Raw genomic sequence first — 20,112 nt, 5'->3', positions numbered from 1 at the left:
TAACCTCGTCACACCGGCAGACTGGCGACTGATTTCAGGTCAATTGGCTACGTCCCTCCACGATGGCGGCTGGCGGGGATGCTTTTTGGGCGATGGATGGGCCGTGTTTCAGGCAGGAGAGAACGGGGGATTGGGCTTGAGCATCCTCGATCAGGCTCGCGCTCAGAATCTGAATGGCACGTCCCCATCCCACCGTTGAGCGTTAGGAACGATGTCCGCTTCCGGGATTGCCCTGCATGACCGCTTTCGACCCATAGCGGACATGATCGCTGTCTGCATAAGATGCAGCATGGCGTCCCCCACCATAAGCCGAAACTGGATTAGCGTTGCGATGTGGGCGTGCGCAGCCGGTTTCATGAGTTCTTGTAATGAGCCTCCCACGACTGCCCCGGTTTCGCAGCATGAGGTGCTCGACGGGAGGAAGCCGACCGGGATGTGCAACGGTGAAACGGCGAAGATCCAGGCCTACTTCACGCGTTTGGGGGTGCATCTCCGAAACTCGGCGGAGCCCGTGCCGATGGAGTTTTATACTGACGTCGTCACTCTCACTGAGAAGGGTGCGACGCTGAGCTTTGTCGGCACGGAGATGGGACCGCAATCCGACCGGCTTCCTACGAGAGATGACTGGCGAGAGATATCGAGAAGAGGGTTCAACAACCTTCATGATGCCGGTTATCGCGGATGCTATTTCAGCACCGGCAAAGCATGGTTCGACATAAACTATGCGGATGGCAGGTTCGCTCTGCGAGGGTTCGACAAGGATGCTGAATGGTCACCCGACTAGCGTCCGCTTTCCACCCATAGCGGACGCTGGCCGTGTCCGCTTCCGGCGTCTCACCGCAACCCCGCCAGCCCCTCATCCATCGCCCCCTGCGGCACCGCCATCAGCTTCGGCCCGTCGGTCCACACCAGCGCCGCCTCCACCGGGCGATCCGGATACAGTCGCTTCAGCACCGCCACATAGACCGCCATCTGGGCCACATAGGCCGGGTCGGCGTCCTCGATGCGGTCCGGGGCGGGGCGGTTGGTCTTGTAGTCGACGACCAGGACCCGCCCGGGCGTCACCACCAGCCGGTCGATCCGGCCACTGATCGACACGCCCGCCGGCAGCCCCGGCGCCGACCCGGTCAGCGCCACCTCCGCCCGCGATCCCACTCCGAACACGGCCGAGAACCGCGCGTCCTCCAGAACGGCAAAGGCCGCCGCGATCATCTCGTCGCGCTGATCGTCCGACAGGTCCCGCTCCCGCGCCAGCATCCGCCGCGCCGCGTCCGGCCGCGCCGCTGCCTCGATCTCGGGCAGCCGCTCCAGCAGCCGGTGGATCAGGTCGCCGCGCCGGAACCGGCCCAGAGGGGCACCGCCGTCCGCCCCCGCGACCGCCAGCGGCGAGGGGGCCGACACCCGCTTCGCCGCCTTCGCCTGCGACGGCGAGACATAGCGGGCCGAGGGATCGACCGGTGGCATCGCCCGCGCCCAGTCCGGCACGACCGTCACCATCGCCTCAGTCTCGCCCGGCCCCCGCTCCACCGCCACCGGATGGGCCCCGAACCGGCGGATCGGCTCGGGCACGCCCGGCTGGATCACCGCCTCGACCCGCCCCCTGTCCTCCAACCGCCCGAAGGTCTCGCCGATCACGTCCCACCAGCTGCGCGCCTCCGGCTCGCGCGTGGCGGAGCGCCGCCCCATGACCACGATCCGGTCGCGCGCCCGCGTCAGGGCGACATAGAGCAGCCGCAGCGTCTCCTCGTCCGTCCGCTGGACCCGCGCCGCCCGCGCCAGCGATGAGGCCTCGCAGTCGTCCTCCTGGCGCCCCGGACACATCAGCCAGGCCTCCGATCCGTCCGGCAGGGCGACCGGCATCAGACCGGGCCCCTGCGGCCTGGCCCTCTGCGTCGTGTCCGGCAGGATCACGATCGGGGCCTCCAGTCCCTTGGCCCCGTGCACGGTCATGACCCGGACCTCGGCCCGCGCGCCCTCCATCTCGCGCTTGACCTCCACGTCCGCCGCTTCCAGCAGGGACACGCAGGTCTCCAGGTCCGACCCGCCCCGTTCCTCGGCCGACAGCACCTGGGCCAGGGTCTCGTCCAGCGCCTCGGCGGCCTCCGCCCCCAGCCGCGCCAGTACCCGCGCCCGCCCCGACAGCCCGGTCTCGTCCACCCGGTTCAGCACCCCGGCGAAGAAGGCGAACGGATCGCGGTCCCGCGCCTCGATCGCGAATTGCAGAAAGGCCCTTGCCCGCACCCAGGCCGGATGCTCGCCCGCCCGGTCGCACAGCGTGCGCCACAGGCCAGGGCGCTTCGGATCGGCACCGGCGAGTTCATAGAGACTGTCGGCGGGCCCGAAGTCCGGCACAGCGCAGAACGGGCTGCGCAGCACCTCGGCCAGGCTCAGGTCGTCGTCCGGATACAGGGCGAACCGCGCCACCGCGATCAGGTCGTCGAACACGATATGGCTGGACAGCTTCAGCCGGTCCGCACCGGCCACGGGGACGCCCTCGGTCTTCAGCGCCCGGATGATCTCCTCGAACGTCGCGTCCCTTCGGCGCACCAGCACCAGGAAATCACCATAGTGGCAGGGTCGCAGGGCCCCGCCCTTCTTCTCATGAACCCCGACGCCCGCCTCGACCTGTCGCCTGATGTCCGCCGCCAGAGCCCGCGCCAGCCGCTTTCGTCCGCTGATCTCGCTTTCCAGATCGACCGGCTGGGTCCAGGCCTCGCGCTCGACCTTCGGCGGATCGACGAAGACGGGCCACAGGTCCACGCAACCCGACTGCCCCTGCCGGATCGCCGTATGCCGCGCGATCTCGCCCGTTGCCCCGACCAGGGCCCGCGCCCGCTCCGGCGTCACCGCGGCCTCGACGTCGAAGAAGGCCGCATCGACGAACTCCAGCACCTCCGGCGTCGACCGGAAGGAGGTCGCCAGCGGCACCGCCTGAAACGTCCGCCCGGCCCCGCGCGTCAGCCGCTCGAAATACTGCGCCTCCTCCAGCAGCCGTTCGGGCCGCGCCCCCTGGAAGGAATAGATCGACTGCTTCTGGTCGCCCACCGCGAAGACGGTGCGCGGGATCTTCGGCTCCGATCCCCGCCGGGGCGCGCCGTCGCCGGAGAAGAATTCGCCCGTCAGGGCACGGACGATGTCCCACTGGTCCGGCGCCGTGTCCTGGGCCTCATCGATCAGGACATGCTCGATTCCGCCGTCCAGCTTGAACAGCACCCAGGCCGCCGCCCCCGCCTCGGTCAGCAGCGCCCGCGTGCGGTCCACCAGGTCCGAAAAATCAAGCGCGCCCTTCGCCCGCTTCGCCGCCTCGTAGAGCGCCGCATGCGCCCCTGCCAGGGTCAGCACCTTGACCGTGTCGTCCGCCACCCGCGCGGCCCGCAGGCTCCCTTGCGTGGCCGTATATTTCGCCTGCATGTCCACCAGCCAGGCCACGGCGGCCGGCGGCGCCTGCTTGGTTCCCATGGACGCGCGTGGCGTGCCCGATCCCGTCAGAAACACGGGCCCCAGCCCGGCGAAGGTCCAGTCCGGATGCGACACCGCCCGCATCCGCGCGGCACAATCCTGATCCGTCTTCGACCCCGTCGCCATCGCATCGGCCGTCACGGTCCAGCGCACCGGATCGACGAAGCGCAGGAACTCCGCCTCGATCTCGCCCGGCGTCCGGTCCGGATCGGCCAGGGCCAGAACGTGCGGCCCCGGGGCCTCCCCCGCTTCCCAACGGTCGATATAGGCGGTCAGCTTCAGCCGCTCGCTCTCGATCATGGCCAGCAGGCTCTGGAACGCCTCCCAGTTCAGCTCGACTGCGAAATGGGAATAGGCCTCGGCCACCGGCCCGTCCGGATCGTCGTGCGCCGCCCGCGCCAGCGCCTGTCGCGCCTCGAGCGACAGGGCGCGCGCCGCCTCGTTCTCCAGCACGGTGAAGCGCGGCGACACCCCCGCCTCCAGCGGAAACCGCCGCAACAGCTTCTCGCAGAAGGCATGGATGGTCTGGATCTTCAGCCCGCCCGGCGTCTCCAGCGCCTGGGCGAACAGCTTTCGGGCCGAGGACAGATCTGCCCCCGACAGCGCCGCCGGATTGCGCCCGTCCAGCTTGGCCAGCTCGCCCTCCAGCACCGGGTCGTCGGCCACCGCCCAGTCGCCCAGCTTTTCGAACAGCCGGGCCTGCATCTCGGCCGCTGCCGCCTTGGTATAGGTGACGCACAGGATCTCGCCCGGCCCGACGCCCGCCAGCAGCAATCGCGCCACCCGGTCGACCAGGGTCGTGGTCTTGCCCGATCCGGCGTTGGCGGTGACGAAGACTGACAGGTCCGGATCGGCCGCCTTCCTCTGCGCGTCGTTCGCGCGGACGTCTGAATGCGGCGCGCTCATGCGTCGGCCTCCTCGTCCGCACTGGCGACATGCCATTCCCACAGACGCGCCAGATGGTCGTAGTTGCCGCCGAAATTGCCCATGAACTGCGGGGCCGCCCAGCTGACATAGGGGGTGTCGGGGTTGTCGAACGCGGCGATCCGGCGCTTCAGGCCCTCCAGGGCCGCCTCCGCCATCTCTGCCGCGCCCGCCGGGTCGGCCTTCGTGGGCCGAGACACGTCGACGACCTCACCCGGCACCTTGCGACCCACGACGCGGACATACAGCAGCTCGCCCGCCCCGGTCGGGGGTGAATGGGGCGCGAACCCGCCGTCGGCCAGGATGGCCGCCGTCAGCGTCAGCTGCGGCGCGAAGCCCTGGCGCACCTGTCTGGCGGTCGGGGTGGAGCCGGTCTTGAAGTCGATCACCGCGGCACCGTTGGCGTCCAGCTCGATCCGGTCGGCCCGCGCCGTCACCACGAACGCTCCGCCCACGGATGGCACGGTCATCCGGCCTTCCACCTCGATCAGCAGGGTCGCGCCCCGCGCCCGCCGTTGCCGCTCGAAGTCCGCCAGCCAGCGCGCGCTGTTCCGCGCCAGCGGCCGCTCGCGTGCCATCGCCGCCGCGTCGAACCCGCGATCGGTCATGGCTTCGTGGAGGAAGCGCTCGATCTCGACGGCGCAGTTGTCCGGGATTTCGGCCGGCCAGGTCTCGACCACCCGCTGAAGGGCGGCGTGTACCGCATCGCCCCGCGCCATGGCCTCGGCCGAGGCCCCCGGCCGGTCCATGACCCGCAGGCCCAGAATCCGCTGGGCATAGACCGCATAGGGATCGCGCACCCACCGCTCCACGCCCGTGACCGGCAGCTCGCGCGGCCGCCGATCCACCGGCGGTGTCGGTGCGGGGCGTCGGGCATAGGCTGGACGCGGATCGGCCGGAGCGTCCAGCACCCGCGCGACCTCCAGTGCCGGACTCCGCCGCTCGATGTCCACACCCGCACCCCTGGTCAGCATCTCCAGCCGCCACAGCCAGCGCGAGCGGACCGCCGGCTGCCCGCCCCGCCGCTCGGTGTGCACCAGGATGGCCTCGGGCGCGCAGGCCGCCTGGACGAAATCCTGTGCCGTCTGTCCGACCCGCCGCTCGGGCGAGGGCAGGCCCAGGGCCGTCCGCATCGGTCGCGACAGGAAGGGATCGGTCGGCGCCGGTCCCGGCCATACGCCCTCCTCCAGCCCCGCCAGGATCATCCGGTCGGCCCGCACCAGCCGCGCCTCGATCGCCCCCAGGATGCGCAGCGACGGATGGGTCGCCCCCCCGGTCCGCACCGTCTGCTGGCGCAACAGGCTGCGGACCATCTCCGCGAAGTCGTCTGCGGATACCGCCCCCAGCGATGCCCCGGCCTCGATCAGCTGCGACAGCAGCGACGCCGCCGCCTCGCCGTCGGGCCCGGACCAGACGTCGATGCCCGCCATTGCCTCGACCAGCCCGGTCAGGCTCCGTGCCGCCACGTCCAGCGACGCCTCCGGTCCAAAGGCCTCGGTCGCCGTCCCGCTCAACCTCTCCAGCCGATCCGCCAGCACCCGCGCCGCGCCCAGCCGCGCCAGCAAGGCCTCCGACGCCACCTTGCCGTCCCGCCGGGGCAGGGCCGCCTCGTCCAGCCGCCGCACGACCCGCGTCCATGCCTCCGCCGCCGCGCCCCGGAAGGCGACCTTTTCCAGCGTCCGCACGGCCTCGTCCGTTGCCTCGGCCAGGGTCGTCAACTCATGCTTCAGCACCGCCAGCACCGTCTGCGGCACCATCGGCCCGGCCATCCAGCGCGCGCACAGATCGACCAGCACCCCGACCGGCATCCGGTCCAGAGTCGCGCCGGACGAGGTATCCGCCGTCACCCCCCACCGCTCCAGCCGCGCCGCCACCCGCCGTCCCAGCGCCAGATCCGGCGTCACCAGGGCGCAGGTCCGCCCCGGGACGTCCAGCGTCTCGCGCATCATCAGGGCGATGGCCCCGGCGGCATCCTCCTCCGTCCGCGCCGAAACGACCGACAAACCCACCAGCCCCGCCGCGATGGGATCGGGGGCCTGCCCCGCCGCCGCCGCCTCGGCCCGCAGCCGCGAAATCTCTGTGCGCCAGTCCGCCGTCGCATCCGCAGGTCGCAGCGCCTCGTGGATCAGCCGCTGACGCGCCAGGCCCCTGGCCTCCACGCGCGCCTCCACCGGTCGCCGGAACCAGGGCCGCACCGCCCCCCGCGCGACCCCGTGATCGTCCAGCAGCCGCTTCAGCGCGCTCTGCGGATGCGGTTCGTCGATCGCTGCCCAGGCCGCCGCGTCCAGATCGGCGTCCAGCCCCGGCAGGACGACACATCCCATCGGCGCCTTCGCCACCGCCGCCAGCACGGCCGCCGCCGCCTTGACCGTGCCCGTCGATCCGGCCGCGATCACCGGCCCCTGCGGCGGATGGCTGTCCCATCGCCCGGCCAGCATCCGCAGCAGCTTCGTCCGTCGCCAGGACGCATCGACCAGCCCCATCGCCTCCAGCCGCTTCGGCCAGGCATGGACCGCCAGACCCAGGAAGCTCGCCGACGCCTGCCAGTGCTCGGCCATGTCCTCAGGGGCCAGGGCCGCGACCCGTTCGGGCTCGACCACCTCCTCGATGTGGCAGGAATCCAGAAAGGCTCCCAGGCTGTCGGCCAGTTCCAGCGCCCGCATCGGCGGCATGCCGGGCGCGAACTCCTCCACGATCATCCGCGCCATCTCGAAACGGCGCGTCAGGGGCGCTATGGCCGGCGCCAGGTCCAGACCCAGTTCACCCGGCGAGAACGGCGGCTCGTCCTCCTCCAGATCGCCCAGTGGCCGCACCTGGGGCAGCAGCACCGGCCGGTCGCTGGCCTGCGTCGCCAGCGCCGCCCCGAACGCCCGCGCCGCGCGCCGGTTGGGCAGCAGGAGGGTCGCGTCCGACAGGACTTCGGGCGGATGGTCCCCCAGCCAGTCCAGCACGCCCGCCGCCAGATCGTCGAGGAAGGGCCGATGCGCGGGAATCGCGAACCAGCGCGGCGCGTCGCCGGCAAAGGGATCGAAGGCGGTCACGCGCTCCCTAACCGGACTTCGGCCTCGTCTCTGGCCTGCGGATCACCGACGTGCATCCAGTCGCCGTCCAGAACACAGCCGTACAGCCGCCCCGCCGCCGCCGACGCGCGCCACAGGGGGCTCAGCGAGAATGCGCCGTCCGGCCCGCCGTCCGCATAGTCCGACCGCGTGATGTGGACGCCCATATAGGCGAACGGCGCCGAGGCCGCTTCGCCCCGGAAGGCCAGCCGCCCATCGCTGCCGAGGAAGAAGTCTCCGTCCCCCTCGAAGCCGATCGATCCCTCGCGCCGCGCGAGCAGCAGACAGGCATCCATCGTCGCCGGGTCCCACAGCCGCACCAGTTCATCGGCCCAGGTCGCTCCGGCCGCGCCATCGGTCCAGACACTGTCGATATTGGCCACGAACACGGCCCCGTCACCGAGCAGGGGTCTGGCCTTCTTCAGCCCGCCGCCCGTCTCCAGCAGCGTCTCGCGTTCATCAGAAATCGCGATCTCCGGCCCCCGCCCCCGCGCCGCCAGGTGCGCCTCCAGCCGGTCCGCGAACCAGTGGACGTTGACTACGGCCCGCTCGACCCCCGCCTCGACCAGACGGTCCAGCACATGGTCGATCAGCGCCCGCCCCCCGACCTCGACCAGGGCCTTGGGCCGGTCGTCCGTCAGCGGCCGCATCCGCGTGCCCAGCCCGGCGGCCAGCACCATCGCCGTCTTCGGGGCGGTCATGCCCGCACCCCTTCCGGCACATACCGGTCGAACCAGCGCGCCACGCCTTCCAGACCGGGCTTCTGCAGATTGGCGTTCAGGTGCCGCCACATACGCGGCATGAAGCCCGCATAGCGTGGCTTGCCGTCGCGCACGATCAGCCGCGCGAAGATCCCCAGAATCCGCGCCTCGTTCAGCGCCGCCAGTCCGGCATAGGCCCGCAGGAAGGCTGCGCGGTCATCCACTGCGGCCAGGGCGAAATACCGCTCCAGCGCCTCGGCCTCCAGCGCGCCAGACACGTCGCGTCGCGCGTCCTGCAGCAGCGAATGCAGGTCCCAGCCGGGGTGCGCCCGCACCGCATCCTGAAAATCGATCATTCCCACCCGCGCCACGCCCTGCCGCTCCGGCAGCCAGATCAGGTTCTCGGCATGATAGTCGCGGTGGGCCACGACGCTGGCCCCGGCCGCGCCCTCGGCCACCACCGGGGCCCAGGCCTCGTGCCATTCCGCCCGGGCCGCGCCGTCGAAGACCAGCCCGGGCTTCAGCTTCGGCAACCACTCGACGAACAGATCGGCCCCACCCTGCAGGGCCGTCTCGTCATAGACCTGCAGCGGCCAGTCGCCCGCCGCCCCGCTCAGCACTTCCGGCGTCGGCGCGGCATGCAGGGTCGCCAGCGCCTCGACCGCCGCCAGATACAGGGGCACCTCGTCCGTCCCGGCCTCGATCACCCGCGCGAACAGATCGTCCCCGAAGTCTTCCAGCACCGCCAGCCCGGCCGGCGCATCCACAGCCCCGATATCCGGGGCCGACAGCCCCACCGACCGCAGATGCGCCGCCACGGCCGCGAAGGCCTCGATCCGACCGGCCGACAGGCGTGCGATCGCGTTCCAGCCCTCGGCCTTCCTCCGCTCCGGCGACCACGACGGATCGGCCGGCGGGCTTTCGGCTGCGGCGACCTGATCCATCAGCATCAGGGAGGTCCCCGACGCCGTCGTCAGCCGCTCGTATCGCCGCGTCGAGGCGTCCCCCGGCAGCGGCGCGCGCGCGGCCGCGCCCAGCCCCGCCTGGTTCAGGAAGGCGACCCGTTGGGCCTCTCGCTCGTGTTCGACCTCAGCCATTCAGTCCTTCGATCCCCGCATCGATCTTCCCTGCCCATGCCCCTACGCCAGAAACGGTCACAACGCGGCCATCGCCGTCTTCCGACAGCACGATCGACAGCCGGTCCGGCCCCAGCGCCCGGTCCAGATCGTCGCCCAGCCGCTCGGGCCATTCGATCAGGGCGCATCCGACGTCCAGCGCCTCGTCCAGTCCGATCTCGAACGCCTCTTCCGGCCGGGTCAGGCGATAGAGGTCGAAATGGGCAACGGGCGGATCGGTCTCGTAGAACTGCACCAGGGTGAAGGTCGGCGACGGCACGTCCTCGTCCGGCCCGGTCAGCGCCCGGATCAGCCCGCGCGCCAGCGTCGACTTGCCCATGCCCAGCGGTCCCTGCAGCAGGATCGCCTCGCCGACGCCCAGCGATCCGGCCAGCGCCGCGCCCAGCGCCGTCGTCGCCGCCTCGTCGGCCAGGGCCACCTTCACCACCCCACTCATGCGAAGTCCGCATCGGGCTGCGAGGCCAGGACCCGCTCCGTAAAGGCCTTCAGCGCATAGGTTGCCCGAGACGCGTCGATATCCAGCCGCGACGGCGGGATCGCCTTGCCGACGCTCAGCCGGAACGGCTTCTTTCGCTTGTTCAACAGTTCGTGGAACAGGGTGATGTCCCGCAGTTCCGGCGAAACCCGGTTGAACAGGTGGAACAGGGTCGAGTTCGGTCCCGTCACATGGATCGGGATGATCGGTGCCCCGTATTTCCGCGCCATCGATGCGGCTGTCGGAGCCCATTCCGGATCGGTCAGGGTCCCGTCCCTGCCCGCCCGCGCCAGCCGACCCGCAGGGAACATGACGATGCAGCGTTCGGCGTCGAACGCCGCTTTGGCGGCTTCCAGCGTGGCGCGGGTCTTCTCGCGCGTCCGCTTTTCGATCACCCACTCGACCGGAATCAGCACCTCGGACAGCCGCGGCGAGACGCGCAGCGCATCGGCGTTGGCGAACCAGATCGCGTCGGGCCGGCGCGTGCGGAGGGCGTCATAAACGGCAATCCCGTCGGCAATCCCCGTCGGGTGGTTGCACACCACCACGCACCGCCCCGTCGTCGGCACCCGCTCCAGGTTCATCGACGAAACCTTCAGGTCCAGCAGGTTGGACACATGCTCCAGCGTGCCCTGCCCCGAAAGATGGGCGATGGCGTCGGCCATCCGCCGCGCCTTGCCGTAGCCGAGCAGCGCATACAGCCCCGGCCGCACCAGGGGCCAGAACGGCGAGCCCGTCAGCCCCGGCGCCCGCTCGGCGATCAGCACATCGACGATATGGTCATGCCCGCGCCCGGTCGGCGTCGGCACAGGATCGGAAGGGGTCGGAAGCGAAGCAGCCATTCGCGACCCTTGTCGCCTCTGGCGGGAAGGCAGGCAAGCGGGTGGCCGCTACCAGATGCGCGCCACACCAAAGTCGTCGAACAGCTTTTCGTTCGAGACCAGCGTCAAATGGTTCAGGAGGGCTTGAGCGATCAGCAGGCGATCGAACGGATCCTTGTGCTCGCCTTTCATCCTGCCAGCGAGACCGCCTTCGGCGACAGAGATCGGCAGTTCGAGGAAGCCCAACCTTTTGATAGTCGCCTGAAAATGGTTCGCCAACGACGCGGCCTGGGGCAGTTTGCCAATCCGGTGCTTGGTTGTGATCTCCATCGCCGACACGGCGCTGACGTAAACCGGCCGCGACATGTTGCTGACCTCCCCTCGCAAATGCACCGGAAAGCGGTCGTCCCCGTAGACCCACCAGATCAGCGCGTGGGTATCCAGCAACAGCATCAGTCACCCTCACCATTCCACAACCGGAGTTCTTCGTCCGGCAACGGATCGAAAAATGACTCGTCGAAGGCCCCCTGGCCCTTGAGCGCACCGAATGAACGCTCGACCAGGACCGGCGCGTCATAACGGATCAGCCGGACCGCGGCCTTGGTGCCTCGCGCAATGACCACGTCTTCGCCCCGCTCGGCGGCGGCGATCAGCTTGGACAGATGGGTCTTGGCCTGGTGCACGGTGACGATCGTCATCGCTCGATCTCCTTGGTCCCACCAGCTTAGCTAACCTGACGTCAATCCGCAACTTCCGCCCCGTCCCGCACGGTGCTACGCCAGCGCCCAGCATTCCTTAAGGAGCCGCCCGATGCGTCACCCGACCCTGCTCGCCGCCGCCGCCGTCCTCGCCCTGATGACCGGCCTGCCTGCCGCCGCCGAGGTCACGGTGGCCCCGGACGCCGTGACGAGCGTCGCGCCCCAGGCGGCCGGGCGCGCCTTCACCTACACAGACATGCTGAACGCCAACCGGCTGTCGGACCCGCGCGTGTCCCCCGACGGGACCAAGGTCGTCTATGCCGTGCGCGCCACGGACATGGAGGCCAACCGCGGCGTCACCAGCCTGTTCATCCAGGACCTGACCGGCGACGCGCCGCCGCGCCGACTGGCCATCTCGGACCAGGGGGCCAACACCGCTCGCTGGGGCCCGGACGGAGCCCTCTATTTCCTGTCAAGCCAATCCGGAACCAGCCAGGTGTGGAAGACCGATGCGACCGGGGCCACGGCGACCCAGGTCACGAACCTGCCGCTCGACGTCAACGCCTGGCGCCTCAGCCCCGACGGCTCCAGGATCGCGGTCAGCCTGGCCGTCTATCCCGACTGCGACGACCTGGCCTGCTCGGTCGCGCGTGGCACCGAGACCGCCGTCCGCAAGTCGACCGGCCAGGTCTATGACCGCATGTTCGTGCGCCACTGGGACACCTGGGCGGACGGGACCCAGAACCATCTGTTCGTCGTCAACGCCGACGGCTCGGGCGAGCCCGCCTGGGTCACCCACGGCTTCGACGGTGACACGCCGTCCAAACCCTTCGGCGACGAGAGCGAGTTCACCTTCACCCCCGACAGCTCCGCCATCGTCTTCTCGGCCCGCGTCGCCGGTCAGAGCGAACCGTGGAGCACCAATTTCGACCTGTTCAGGACCAACGGCCTGACCGGGTCCGGCTTTACCAACCTGACCGACGACAACGACGCCTGGGACACCGGCCCGGTCTATTCGCCCGACGGCCGGACCCTGGCCTATCGCGCCATGAAGCGTCCGGGCTTCGAGGCCGACCGCTGGCAGATCGTGCTGATGGACGTGGCGACCGGGGCCAGGCGTGAAGTCGCCGCCGACTGGGACCGTTCGGCCGACACCCTGCAGTGGTCCGCCGACGGCCGCAGCCTTTTCGTCATCGCCGGCGACGTCGGCCAGACGAAACTGTTCCAGATCGACGCCACCAGCGGCGCGGTCGTGCCGATCACTGGCCCCGGCCATGTCTCGGCTTTCGAACAGACCCCGTCCGGCTTCGTCTTCGCCCAGGACAGCCTGACCTCCCCGACCGAGCTCTACGTCAAGACCTTCCGCGGCCGCGAGATGCCGATCCGGATCACCGACGTGAATCCCGAACTGGATGACCGCCTGTTCGGTGAGGCCGAGCAGTTCAGCTTCCCCGGCTGGAACAACGAAGAGGTCCACGGCTACGTCATCAAGCCCGCCGGCTACGTCGAGGGGCGCAAATACCCCGTCGCCTTCCTGATCCACGGCGGGCCCCAGGGGTCGTTCGGCAACAGCTGGTCCTACCGCTGGAACCCGGAGACCTATGCCGGTGCCGGCTATGCCGTCGTCATGATCGATTTCCACGGCTCCACCGGCTACGGACAGGGCTTCACCGACGCGATCAGCCAGCACTGGGGCGATCGCCCGCTGGAAGATCTGCAGAAGGGCTGGGCCGCCGCCCAGGCGCGCTACAGCTTCCTCGACGGCGACAACGCCTGCGCGCTCGGCGCCTCCTACGGCGGCTATATGATCAACTGGATCGCCGGGAACTGGTCGGACGAATTCAAATGCCTGGTCAATCACGACGGCGTCTTCGACGTGCGCGGCATGGGCTATTCGACCGAAGAGCTGTGGTTCACCGAGTGGGAATACGGCGGGACGGTCTATGACAATCCCGAGGGCTACGAGCGCTTCAACCCGGTCCATCACGTCGGAAACTGGCGCACCCCGATGCTGGTCATCCAGGGCGACCGCGACTACCGCATCCCGACGGCTCAGGGCCTGTCGACCTTCACCGCCCTGCAGCGGCGCGGCATCGAGAGCCGGCTGATCGTCTTCCCGGACGAGAACCACTGGGTCCTGAAGCCCCGGAACAGCCTGCAGTGGCATAACGAGGTCTTCCACTGGCTGGACGACCACCTGAAGCCTCAGGACTGAGCCCGACGTGACCCATCCCTCCCCGGAAACGCCTGACGGCCAGCTCGTCGGGCGGGTCATCGCCATGCCCGCTGACACCAATCCCGAAGGCGACATCTTCGGCGGCTGGCTGCTGGCCCAGATGGACCTGGCGGGTTCGACACCCGCCTTCGATCTGGCCCAGGGGCGCTGCGCCACCATCGCCGTCGACGGCATGGTGTTCCACCAGCCCGTCTCCGTCGGTGACGAGGTGTCCCTGTATGCCACGGTGCTGAAGACCGGCCGCACCTCGATCCGCGTCCGCGTCGAGGCCTGGAAGCGTCCCCGCTCGACCCAGGCCGTCTCCCGCGTGACCGAGGGCGTCTTCACCTATGTCGCCATCGACGCCGACCGGAAGCCGAGGCCGTTGCCGGGTCAGACCTAGAGCAATCGTCGCTTCAGTTGACGCATGAGCGTCCAGCGAGACGGGTTCATCCGCGCGAACGGAGCCGGCGACTGGTCTAGCTGAACAGGTCTCCCGCTCCCGCCGGCTTCGGTGGCTCGCTCAGCCCCAGATGCGCATAGGCCCTGGCGCACGCCATCCGCCCGCGCGGCGTCCGCTGGATGAAGCCCTGCTGCAGCAGATAGGGCTCGATCACGTCCTCGACCGCATCGCGCGCCTCCGCGATCGCGGCGGCCAGGGTGTCCATGCCGACCGGTCCGCCGCCATAGTTCTCGATCAGGGCCTTCAGGAACCGGCGGTCGTTGGCGTCCAGCCCTGCCTCGTCGATCTCCAGCCGCGACAGGGCGCGCGCCGCAACGATCCGGTCGATCATGGCCGCGCCTTCCGCCTCGGCGAAGTCCCGCACCCGCCGCAACAACCGCCCGGCCACGCGCGGCGTCCCGCGCGAGCGCGAGGCGATCTCGCCCGCCCCCTCGTCGTTGATCGGGGCCCCCATCTTGCGCGCCGCCCCGGTGATGACCCGCACCAGTTCGGCCGGCGTATAGAACTCCAGCCTCAGCGGGATCCCGAACCGGTCCCGCAGCGGCGTGGCCAGAAGCCCGGCCCTTGTCGTCGCCCCGACCAGGGTGAACGGCGCCAGATCGATCCGCACCGACCGCGCCGACGGCCCCTCGCCGATGATCAGGTCCAGCACATGGTCCTCCATGGCGGGATACAGGATCTCCTCCACCGTCGGGGCCAGCCGGTGGATCTCGTCGATGAACAGGACGTCGCGCGGCTCCAGATTGGTCAGGATCGCCGCCAGGTCCCCCGCCTTCGCGAGGATCGGCCCCGAGGTCGCCCGGAAGCCCACACCCAGCTCGCGCGCCACGATCTGGGCCAGGGTCGTCTTGCCCAGCCCCGGCGGCCCGAACAGCAGCACGTGGTCCAGCGCCTCGCCCCGCCCGCGCGCCGCATCGATGAAGACCTTCAGATTGCCCTTGGCCGCCTCCTGCCCGACGAATTCCGACAGGGTCTGCGGCCGCAGCGCCCGGTCATAGGCCTCACCGGCAGCGGGCTCCGGGGAGATGATGCGGTCGTCGCTCATGTCGTAACCGGGTCGCGAGTGAAGAGTGGCGAGTGGCGCGTGGCGAGTGAGCGAAGACGTGAGCGGTCTTGGGCGACGGCCCCCAACGTCGGGTTCACCCGTTGCTCCCGCGCACGCTTCACTCGCCACTCGCCACGCGCCACTCGCCACTCACTCTTCACCGTCCCAGCTCCTGCAGCGCCGCCCGGATGACCGCCGACAGCTCGGTGGCGTCACCCAGCCGGATCAGCGCCTGGTCCACGGCGCGCCGCGCATTGACCTCGGCCACGCCCAGCCCCAGCAGGGCCGAGACCGCCTCGCCCGTCACGCTCGGCACCGGCGGCGCGACCCCGGCATGGACGCCCGCCGCCGACGGCGTGAACGAGACGTCGCCCAGCGGCTTGCCCTTCAGCTCGGTCACGATCCGCAGGGCCAGTTTCGGGCCCACCCCATTGGCCCGGCCGATCGCCGCCTTGTCGTCGCGTGCCACGGCACCCGCCAGCTCGCCCGGCGGCAGCACATCCAGCACCGACAGGGCCGCCTTGGGGCCCACACCCTGAATCCCGGTCAGCGTCGTGAACGCCCGCCGCTCGTCCCGGGTCAGGAAGCCATAGAGCCGCGGCCCGTTCTCCGCCGACCAGCTGCTTTCGATGTGCAGCGTCGCCTCGTCCCCCGGTGCCGGCAGCCGCTGCAGTGTCCGCGCCCCGCACGCCACCACATAGCCCACGCCCGCGCAGTCGATCAGGCAGTGCGCCTCCTCGACCTCGGCCAGCACGCCCCGCAGCCGACCGATCACCCTGGTCTCCTCCCTGTTCGCGCAGCGAATGGGGAGGTGGATCCGTAGCGAAGCGAAGGAGACGGAGGGGTTCTTGGTGCACGCAGAACCCCTCCGTCAGCTCGCGAAGGGCTCGCTGCCACCTCCCCATCGCTCCGCGACAGGGAGGAGAAGCGCCGCATCTGCGCATGGGTGATCGCCACGGCCAGGGCATCGGCCGCGTCCGCCTTTACATCCCCCGCTGTGGGCAGCAGCCGCTTCACCATGAAGGCGATCTGCGTCTTGTCGGCATGACCGGCCCCCACCACCGCCTTCTTGATCAGGTTCGGCGAATACTCGGCCACGGACAGGCCGGCCCTTGCCGGGGCCAGCATGACGGCCGCCCGCGCGTGGCCCAGTTTCAGCGTCGAGGCCGGATTGACGTTCACGAACACGTCCTCGATCGCCGCCTCGTCACAGGCATGGGCGGCGCAGACCTCGCCCACCTTGTCCAGAAGCCACAGCAGCCGCTCGGACAGGGGCAGGGTCTCGGGCGGTGCGACCACCCCGTGCGCGACCCAGCGCAGGCGCGACCCCTCGGCCACGACCACGCCCCAGCCGGTGCGGCGCAGGCCGGGGTCCAGTCCCAGAATTCGACTCGGCGCGTTCGTCATTCGTTCCTCTCATGCCGCAAACAGGGTTGACGAGCAATGAAGGCCGTCGCCAGATCGCGGCTTCACGGGGAGCAAACACATGTCCACCACCGGTGCCGTCGTCGCCGCCCTGCGCCAGCGCGCCGAGCGCCAGATGATCGAGGCCCTGCGCGCAGCCCGGGCCTTCGGCCCCGACCACGCCATTTCCCTCGCCCCCGACCGCAATATGGGCCGTCTGGCCCTGCGTGGCCTGCTGCGCCAGAACGCTATCCGCCAGACCGCGCCCGGCCTCTACTGGCTGGACGAACCGGTGTACGCGGTCGTTCGCAAATCGCGTCGGCGGATGATGGTCGCCGTCGCCGTCGTCGCCGTGCTTGTGGGCGTCGCGATCGTCTTCGCGAGCGCCAGCAAGGCCCAGACGCCCACGCCCCGCCCGGACCAGCAGGCCTTTCGCGCCCTGTACGAAGAACTGGTGGAGACCAATACCACCCTGTCGGTCGGCAGTTGCACCCTGGCGGCCGAGCGCATGGCCGCCCGCCTGACCGCCGCCGGTTACCCCGCGGCTGACGTCCGCATCCTGGTCCCCGAGGATCGCCCCAGGGACGGCAATCTGTCGGCCACCCTGCACGGCTCGGACCCGTCTGCCCCCGCCCTGCTGCTGCTGGCGCACATCGATGTGGTCGAGGCCAATGCCGCCGACTGGACGCGCGATCCCTTCACCCTGATCGAGGAAGGCGGCTATTTCTATGCGCGGGGCGCGAGCGACGACAAGGCGCAGGCCTCCGTCTGGGTCGACACCCTGATCCGCCTGAAACAGGACGGCTTCGCCCCCGTTCGAGACATCAAGCTGGCCCTGACCTGCGGCGAGGAGACCGCCGACACCTTCAACGGTGTCGAATGGCTGCTGGCGAACCACCCCGGGACGCTCCAGGCCGGCTTCGCCCTCAACGAGGGCGCGGGCGGTCTGCTGGATGCCGAGGGCAACCGCGTGGCCCTGGCCGTCCAGGCCGGAGAGAAACTGTATCAGGACTACCGCCTCGATCTGACCAATCCGGGCGGTCACTCGGCCCGGCCGAGAAAGGACAATGCCATCGTCGCCATGGCCAACGGCCTGTCGCGCATCGGGGCCTATGACTTCCCGCTGCAGCTCAACCCCGTCACCCGCGCCTATTTCGGATCCCTCGCCGACACCCAGCCGCAGTACGCTGCGGACCTGCGCGCCCTGGTGGCCGAAACCGGTCCGGACGAGGCGGCCGCCGCCCGTATCTCGGCCGCCAATCCAAGCTGGAACGCGACCCTGCGCACCACCTGTATTCCGACCCTGATCGACGGCGGTCATGCCCCGAACGCCCAGCCCCAGCACGTCAGCGCCAACATCAACTGCCGCATCTTCCCCGGCAACACGATCGCGGACACGCAGGCACAGCTCGCCATCCTGATCGACAACCCCGCCATCACCATCGCCACGGTCGGCGCGCCCGACCCCTCGACGCCACCCCCGCCCCTGTCCGACGCCATCATGGGACCGATCCGACAGGTCGCGGGCGCGATGTGGCCGGACGTGCCGATCCTGCCGACCATGTCCACGGGGGCCACAGACGGACGCTTCACCAATGCGGCGGGCATCCCGACCTATGGCCTGACCGGCATGTTCGCCGACCCCGACGGCGGCGGTGCCCACGGCCTGAACGAACGCATCCGCGTCCGCAGCCTCTACGAAGGCCGCGACTTCCTGTTCGAGGTGGTCAAGCTGTATGCGATGCAGGGCAGCTGACGCATCACCCGTTCGCCTCGATATAGGCCTCCGGCACCTTGTTCACCGGCTTCACACCTGTGATATGCGCGGCCTCGAAGGCCGCGAATGACACTGCCAGTGCATGCCGTCGGGCAACCGGCGCGTGGCGGCGGAAGTCCGTCAGGCCCTGGCGTTCTTCCTCGCCCATGTGCCTGGAGTTGACGACATTGACCTTGCCCACCGCCTCGATCCAGGCCCCGGTTCCGACCGGATAGTTGTCCACCGCCCTGACCGCGTCGCGCAGCGCATTGTGGTCCTCGATGGCGTCCCCGGTCTCGCCCTCGACCGTGCCGTCCTCGGCGTCGTTGGCCCCCTCGCCCAGCTTGAGCAGGTCGGGATAGAAGAATCGCTCCTCGGCCTCGGCATGGACGTCCAGAAACGCCGACAGCCGCGACCAGACCGCGCCCAAGGCATCCGTGTCTGTCGGATCGATCTGCTCGAGGATGGCGAACAGGCGACGCTGCTCGGCGTGGTCGTCGAGGATCAGCTGGGTGATATCCATCGGGCGGTTCCTGGGGTCTGAGGCCCGGACTAAACCCGAGCCCCCCTTCCCGGTTCCGCGGACGGCCTCAGCCCACCAGGGACGTCACCGCGCCCTGGCCGTCGACAGGGCCGTACCGCCCGCTCCGCTCGCGTCGCGCGGACTCCAGCGCCGCGGCCGTCATGGCCCCCTCGGCGCGCGCCCGTTCCAGCTCTGCCCTCAACGCAGCGGCCTGCTGCATCAGGGTCTGGGCCTTGGCGTGGTGATCGTCCTGGGCGGCGGCCAGCTTGGCCTGCAGCTTCAGCATACGGTCTTCGGCGCGGGCGATGGCCTTGTCGTGGGTCGCGGCGGCCTTGGTCAGGGTCTCGGCGCGATCGACGGCCGCCAGACGGGCGACTTCCATCCCGGCCTGACGCTGACGGGCATCCTCGGCCTCGGCTTCCAGACCCTTCACACGCTCCATGGCACGATCGAGGGCGACCTGCAGGCCCTCGGCCTTGCGTTCGGCCGCATGCTGTCCGGCCTGAAGCTCGTTCAGACGCGTGGCCTGTTCGGTGTTCAGCACCTCCAGTCCGTTGGCGCGGGCGGTCGCCGTGTCCAGCCGCGAGGTCAGGGCCGCGATCTCGGCGCGGGCCGTCTCGACCTGGGTTTCCAGCGCCCGCATCGCGCGGGCCGTCTCGCTCTGCTCGGAGGCGGCGCGGGCCCGTTCGGTGGCCAGCAGACCCTCGTTGGCCGCCGACGTGCGCGCCAGGGCGGCGATCTCGGCCCCGACCTCGTCCATGCGGCGACGCAGCAGGGCGTTCTCTTCGGCGACGAGGGCATGGTCGCGCTGGAGCTGGGTGCGAGCCCCCTCGGACTCGGTCCGCAGGCCTTCGGCCTGTTTCAGCTGGTTGCGCAGCGCGTCCTGATCCTGCTCCAGCTCACGAATGCGCTGGTCGGCTGCGCGCTGGCCGGTCTCCAGCGCCTCGGCCCGGGCGATCGTCTGGGACAGTTCGCTGCGCAGCCGATCGGTTTCCAGACGCGCGTCCTGGAGCGCGGCCGTATGCTCGCCGTTCCGCGCCACCAGCTCCTCGACCCGGCCTTCGGCCTCGGCCAGGGCATCGGCCAGGGCGCGGGCTTCGGCGTTCAGGGCTTCCAGACGGCCTTCGATCTCGACGTTGGCGGCGCGCAGGTTGATCAGTTCGACATGACTGTCGCGCCGCGACTGAAACTCCGCATCGAGCGGATCGCGCAGCTGGCCCAGCAGGCTCTCGAAGGTGCCGAAGTGGCGCGCCAGCTCGGTCATCTGGTCCAGGCTGCCCTGGATGGTCTCGAACCGCTCGCCGATCACGCCGGCGCTGTCGAAGTTCGCGCCGATCGTTGCGGGCCCGGCCGACGGCGCGGCGCGCTCGCCCTTGCCGTTTCGCGACAGAACCCGGTCGATCCTGGACAACATCATGCTCATACTCCCGCCG

General features: G+C 70.0%; 15 protein-coding genes and 1 pseudogene. 3 read left to right on the top strand and 13 right to left on the bottom strand.

The annotated features are described in order from the left end of the window. Nucleotides 1-834: 834 nt before the first annotated feature. Genes addA through O3139_RS03715 form a run of 8 tightly spaced genes read right to left on the bottom strand, consistent with a single transcriptional unit; the run spans nucleotide 835 to nucleotide 11,273 of the window. A complete protein-coding gene (gene addA, locus O3139_RS03750; protein ID WP_269515580.1) occupies nucleotides 835-4,365 on the bottom strand; it encodes a double-strand break repair helicase AddA in 3,531 nt (1,176 codons plus the stop codon). After that, nucleotides 4,362-7,424: a double-strand break repair protein AddB gene (gene addB, locus O3139_RS03745; protein ID WP_269515578.1), complete on the bottom strand. Its 3,063-nt coding sequence runs from the start codon at nucleotides 7,422-7,424 to the stop codon at nucleotides 4,362-4,364. Before addB ends, addA begins: the two co-directional genes overlap by 4 nt. Continuing rightward, on the bottom strand, nucleotides 7,421-8,143 hold the full coding sequence (murU, locus tag O3139_RS03740) for an N-acetylmuramate alpha-1-phosphate uridylyltransferase MurU (RefSeq protein ID WP_269515577.1): 723 nt from the start codon (nucleotides 8,141-8,143) through the stop codon (nucleotides 7,421-7,423). Before murU ends, addB begins: the two co-directional genes overlap by 4 nt. Then, on the bottom strand, nucleotides 8,140-9,240 hold the full coding sequence (amgK, locus tag O3139_RS03735; protein ID WP_269515576.1) for an N-acetylmuramate/N-acetylglucosamine kinase AmgK: 1,101 nt from the start codon (nucleotides 9,238-9,240) through the stop codon (nucleotides 8,140-8,142). The genes murU and amgK overlap by 4 nt, the downstream gene beginning before the upstream one ends. Beyond that, nucleotides 9,233-9,715 (bottom strand): tRNA (adenosine(37)-N6)-threonylcarbamoyltransferase complex ATPase subunit type 1 TsaE, encoded by a 483-nt coding sequence (tsaE, locus tag O3139_RS03730; RefSeq protein WP_269515575.1) that lies wholly within the window; start codon nucleotides 9,713-9,715, stop codon nucleotides 9,233-9,235. The genes amgK and tsaE overlap by 8 nt, the downstream gene beginning before the upstream one ends. Beyond that, a complete protein-coding gene (locus O3139_RS03725) occupies nucleotides 9,712-10,596 on the bottom strand; it encodes a GNAT family N-acetyltransferase (protein ID WP_269515574.1) in 885 nt (294 codons plus the stop codon). The genes tsaE and O3139_RS03725 overlap by 4 nt, the downstream gene beginning before the upstream one ends. A gap of 48 nt (nucleotides 10,597-10,644) precedes the next feature. After that, nucleotides 10,645-11,028 carry a type II toxin-antitoxin system VapC family toxin gene (locus O3139_RS03720; RefSeq protein ID WP_269515572.1) on the bottom strand — a complete coding sequence of 128 codons (384 nt, stop codon included), beginning with the start codon at nucleotides 11,026-11,028 and terminating at the stop codon, nucleotides 10,645-10,647. Continuing rightward, nucleotides 11,028-11,273 (bottom strand): type II toxin-antitoxin system Phd/YefM family antitoxin, encoded by a 246-nt coding sequence (locus O3139_RS03715; RefSeq protein WP_269515571.1) that lies wholly within the window; start codon nucleotides 11,271-11,273, stop codon nucleotides 11,028-11,030. Before O3139_RS03715 ends, O3139_RS03720 begins: the two co-directional genes overlap by 1 nt. A gap of 112 nt (nucleotides 11,274-11,385) precedes the next feature. Between O3139_RS03715 and O3139_RS03710 the strand changes: the two genes are divergently transcribed. Beyond that, complete coding sequence (locus tag O3139_RS03710) at nucleotides 11,386-13,488, top strand: alpha/beta hydrolase family protein (RefSeq protein WP_269515570.1); 2,103 nt, start codon at nucleotides 11,386-11,388, stop codon at nucleotides 13,486-13,488. Between the two features lie 64 nt (nucleotides 13,489-13,552). After that, the gene (locus tag O3139_RS03705; RefSeq protein ID WP_269516405.1) at nucleotides 13,553-13,891 is read left to right on the top strand and encodes an acyl-CoA thioesterase; all 339 of its coding nucleotides are present in this window, start codon (nucleotides 13,553-13,555) and stop codon (nucleotides 13,889-13,891) included. Nucleotides 13,892-13,967: 76 nt separating this feature from the next. Here O3139_RS03705 and ruvB read toward each other — a convergent pair whose 3' ends face one another. The 3 genes and pseudogenes from ruvB to ruvC all read right to left on the bottom strand — a co-directional run. Then, nucleotides 13,968-14,996 carry a Holliday junction branch migration DNA helicase RuvB gene (gene ruvB, locus O3139_RS03700; protein WP_269515568.1) on the bottom strand — a complete coding sequence of 343 codons (1,029 nt, stop codon included), beginning with the start codon at nucleotides 14,994-14,996 and terminating at the stop codon, nucleotides 13,968-13,970. A gap of 157 nt (nucleotides 14,997-15,153) precedes the next feature. After that, nucleotides 15,154-15,771 carry a Holliday junction branch migration protein RuvA gene (ruvA, locus tag O3139_RS03695; protein WP_269515567.1) on the bottom strand — a complete coding sequence of 206 codons (618 nt, stop codon included), beginning with the start codon at nucleotides 15,769-15,771 and terminating at the stop codon, nucleotides 15,154-15,156. Nucleotides 15,772-15,911: 140 nt separating this feature from the next. Continuing rightward, nucleotides 15,912-16,403: pseudogene (gene ruvC, locus O3139_RS03690) on the bottom strand (crossover junction endodeoxyribonuclease RuvC); the annotation flags it as partial. Nucleotides 16,404-16,482: 79 nt separating this feature from the next. On the opposite strand from ruvC, the gene O3139_RS03685 reads away from it, so the two are divergent. Beyond that, nucleotides 16,483-18,156, top strand: coding sequence for a M20/M25/M40 family metallo-hydrolase (locus O3139_RS03685; protein ID WP_269515566.1), 1,674 nt, complete (start codon nucleotides 16,483-16,485; stop codon nucleotides 18,154-18,156). Between the two features lie 4 nt (nucleotides 18,157-18,160). Here O3139_RS03685 and O3139_RS03680 read toward each other — a convergent pair whose 3' ends face one another. Next, a complete protein-coding gene (locus O3139_RS03680) occupies nucleotides 18,161-18,679 on the bottom strand; it encodes a hemerythrin domain-containing protein (RefSeq protein WP_269515565.1) in 519 nt (172 codons plus the stop codon). Nucleotides 18,680-18,746: 67 nt separating this feature from the next. Next, a complete protein-coding gene (locus tag O3139_RS03675; protein WP_269515564.1) occupies nucleotides 18,747-20,096 on the bottom strand; it encodes a hypothetical protein in 1,350 nt (449 codons plus the stop codon). Nucleotides 20,097-20,112: the final 16 nt, after the last annotated feature.

The sequence above is a fragment of the Brevundimonas subvibrioides genome, assembly GCF_027271155.1.
In the GTDB taxonomy this organism is placed as follows: Bacteria; Pseudomonadota; Alphaproteobacteria; order Caulobacterales; family Caulobacteraceae; genus Brevundimonas; species Brevundimonas subvibrioides_D.
Note: the sequence above shows the minus strand (reverse complement) of the source record. Positions and strands in the feature narration are given on the sequence as shown.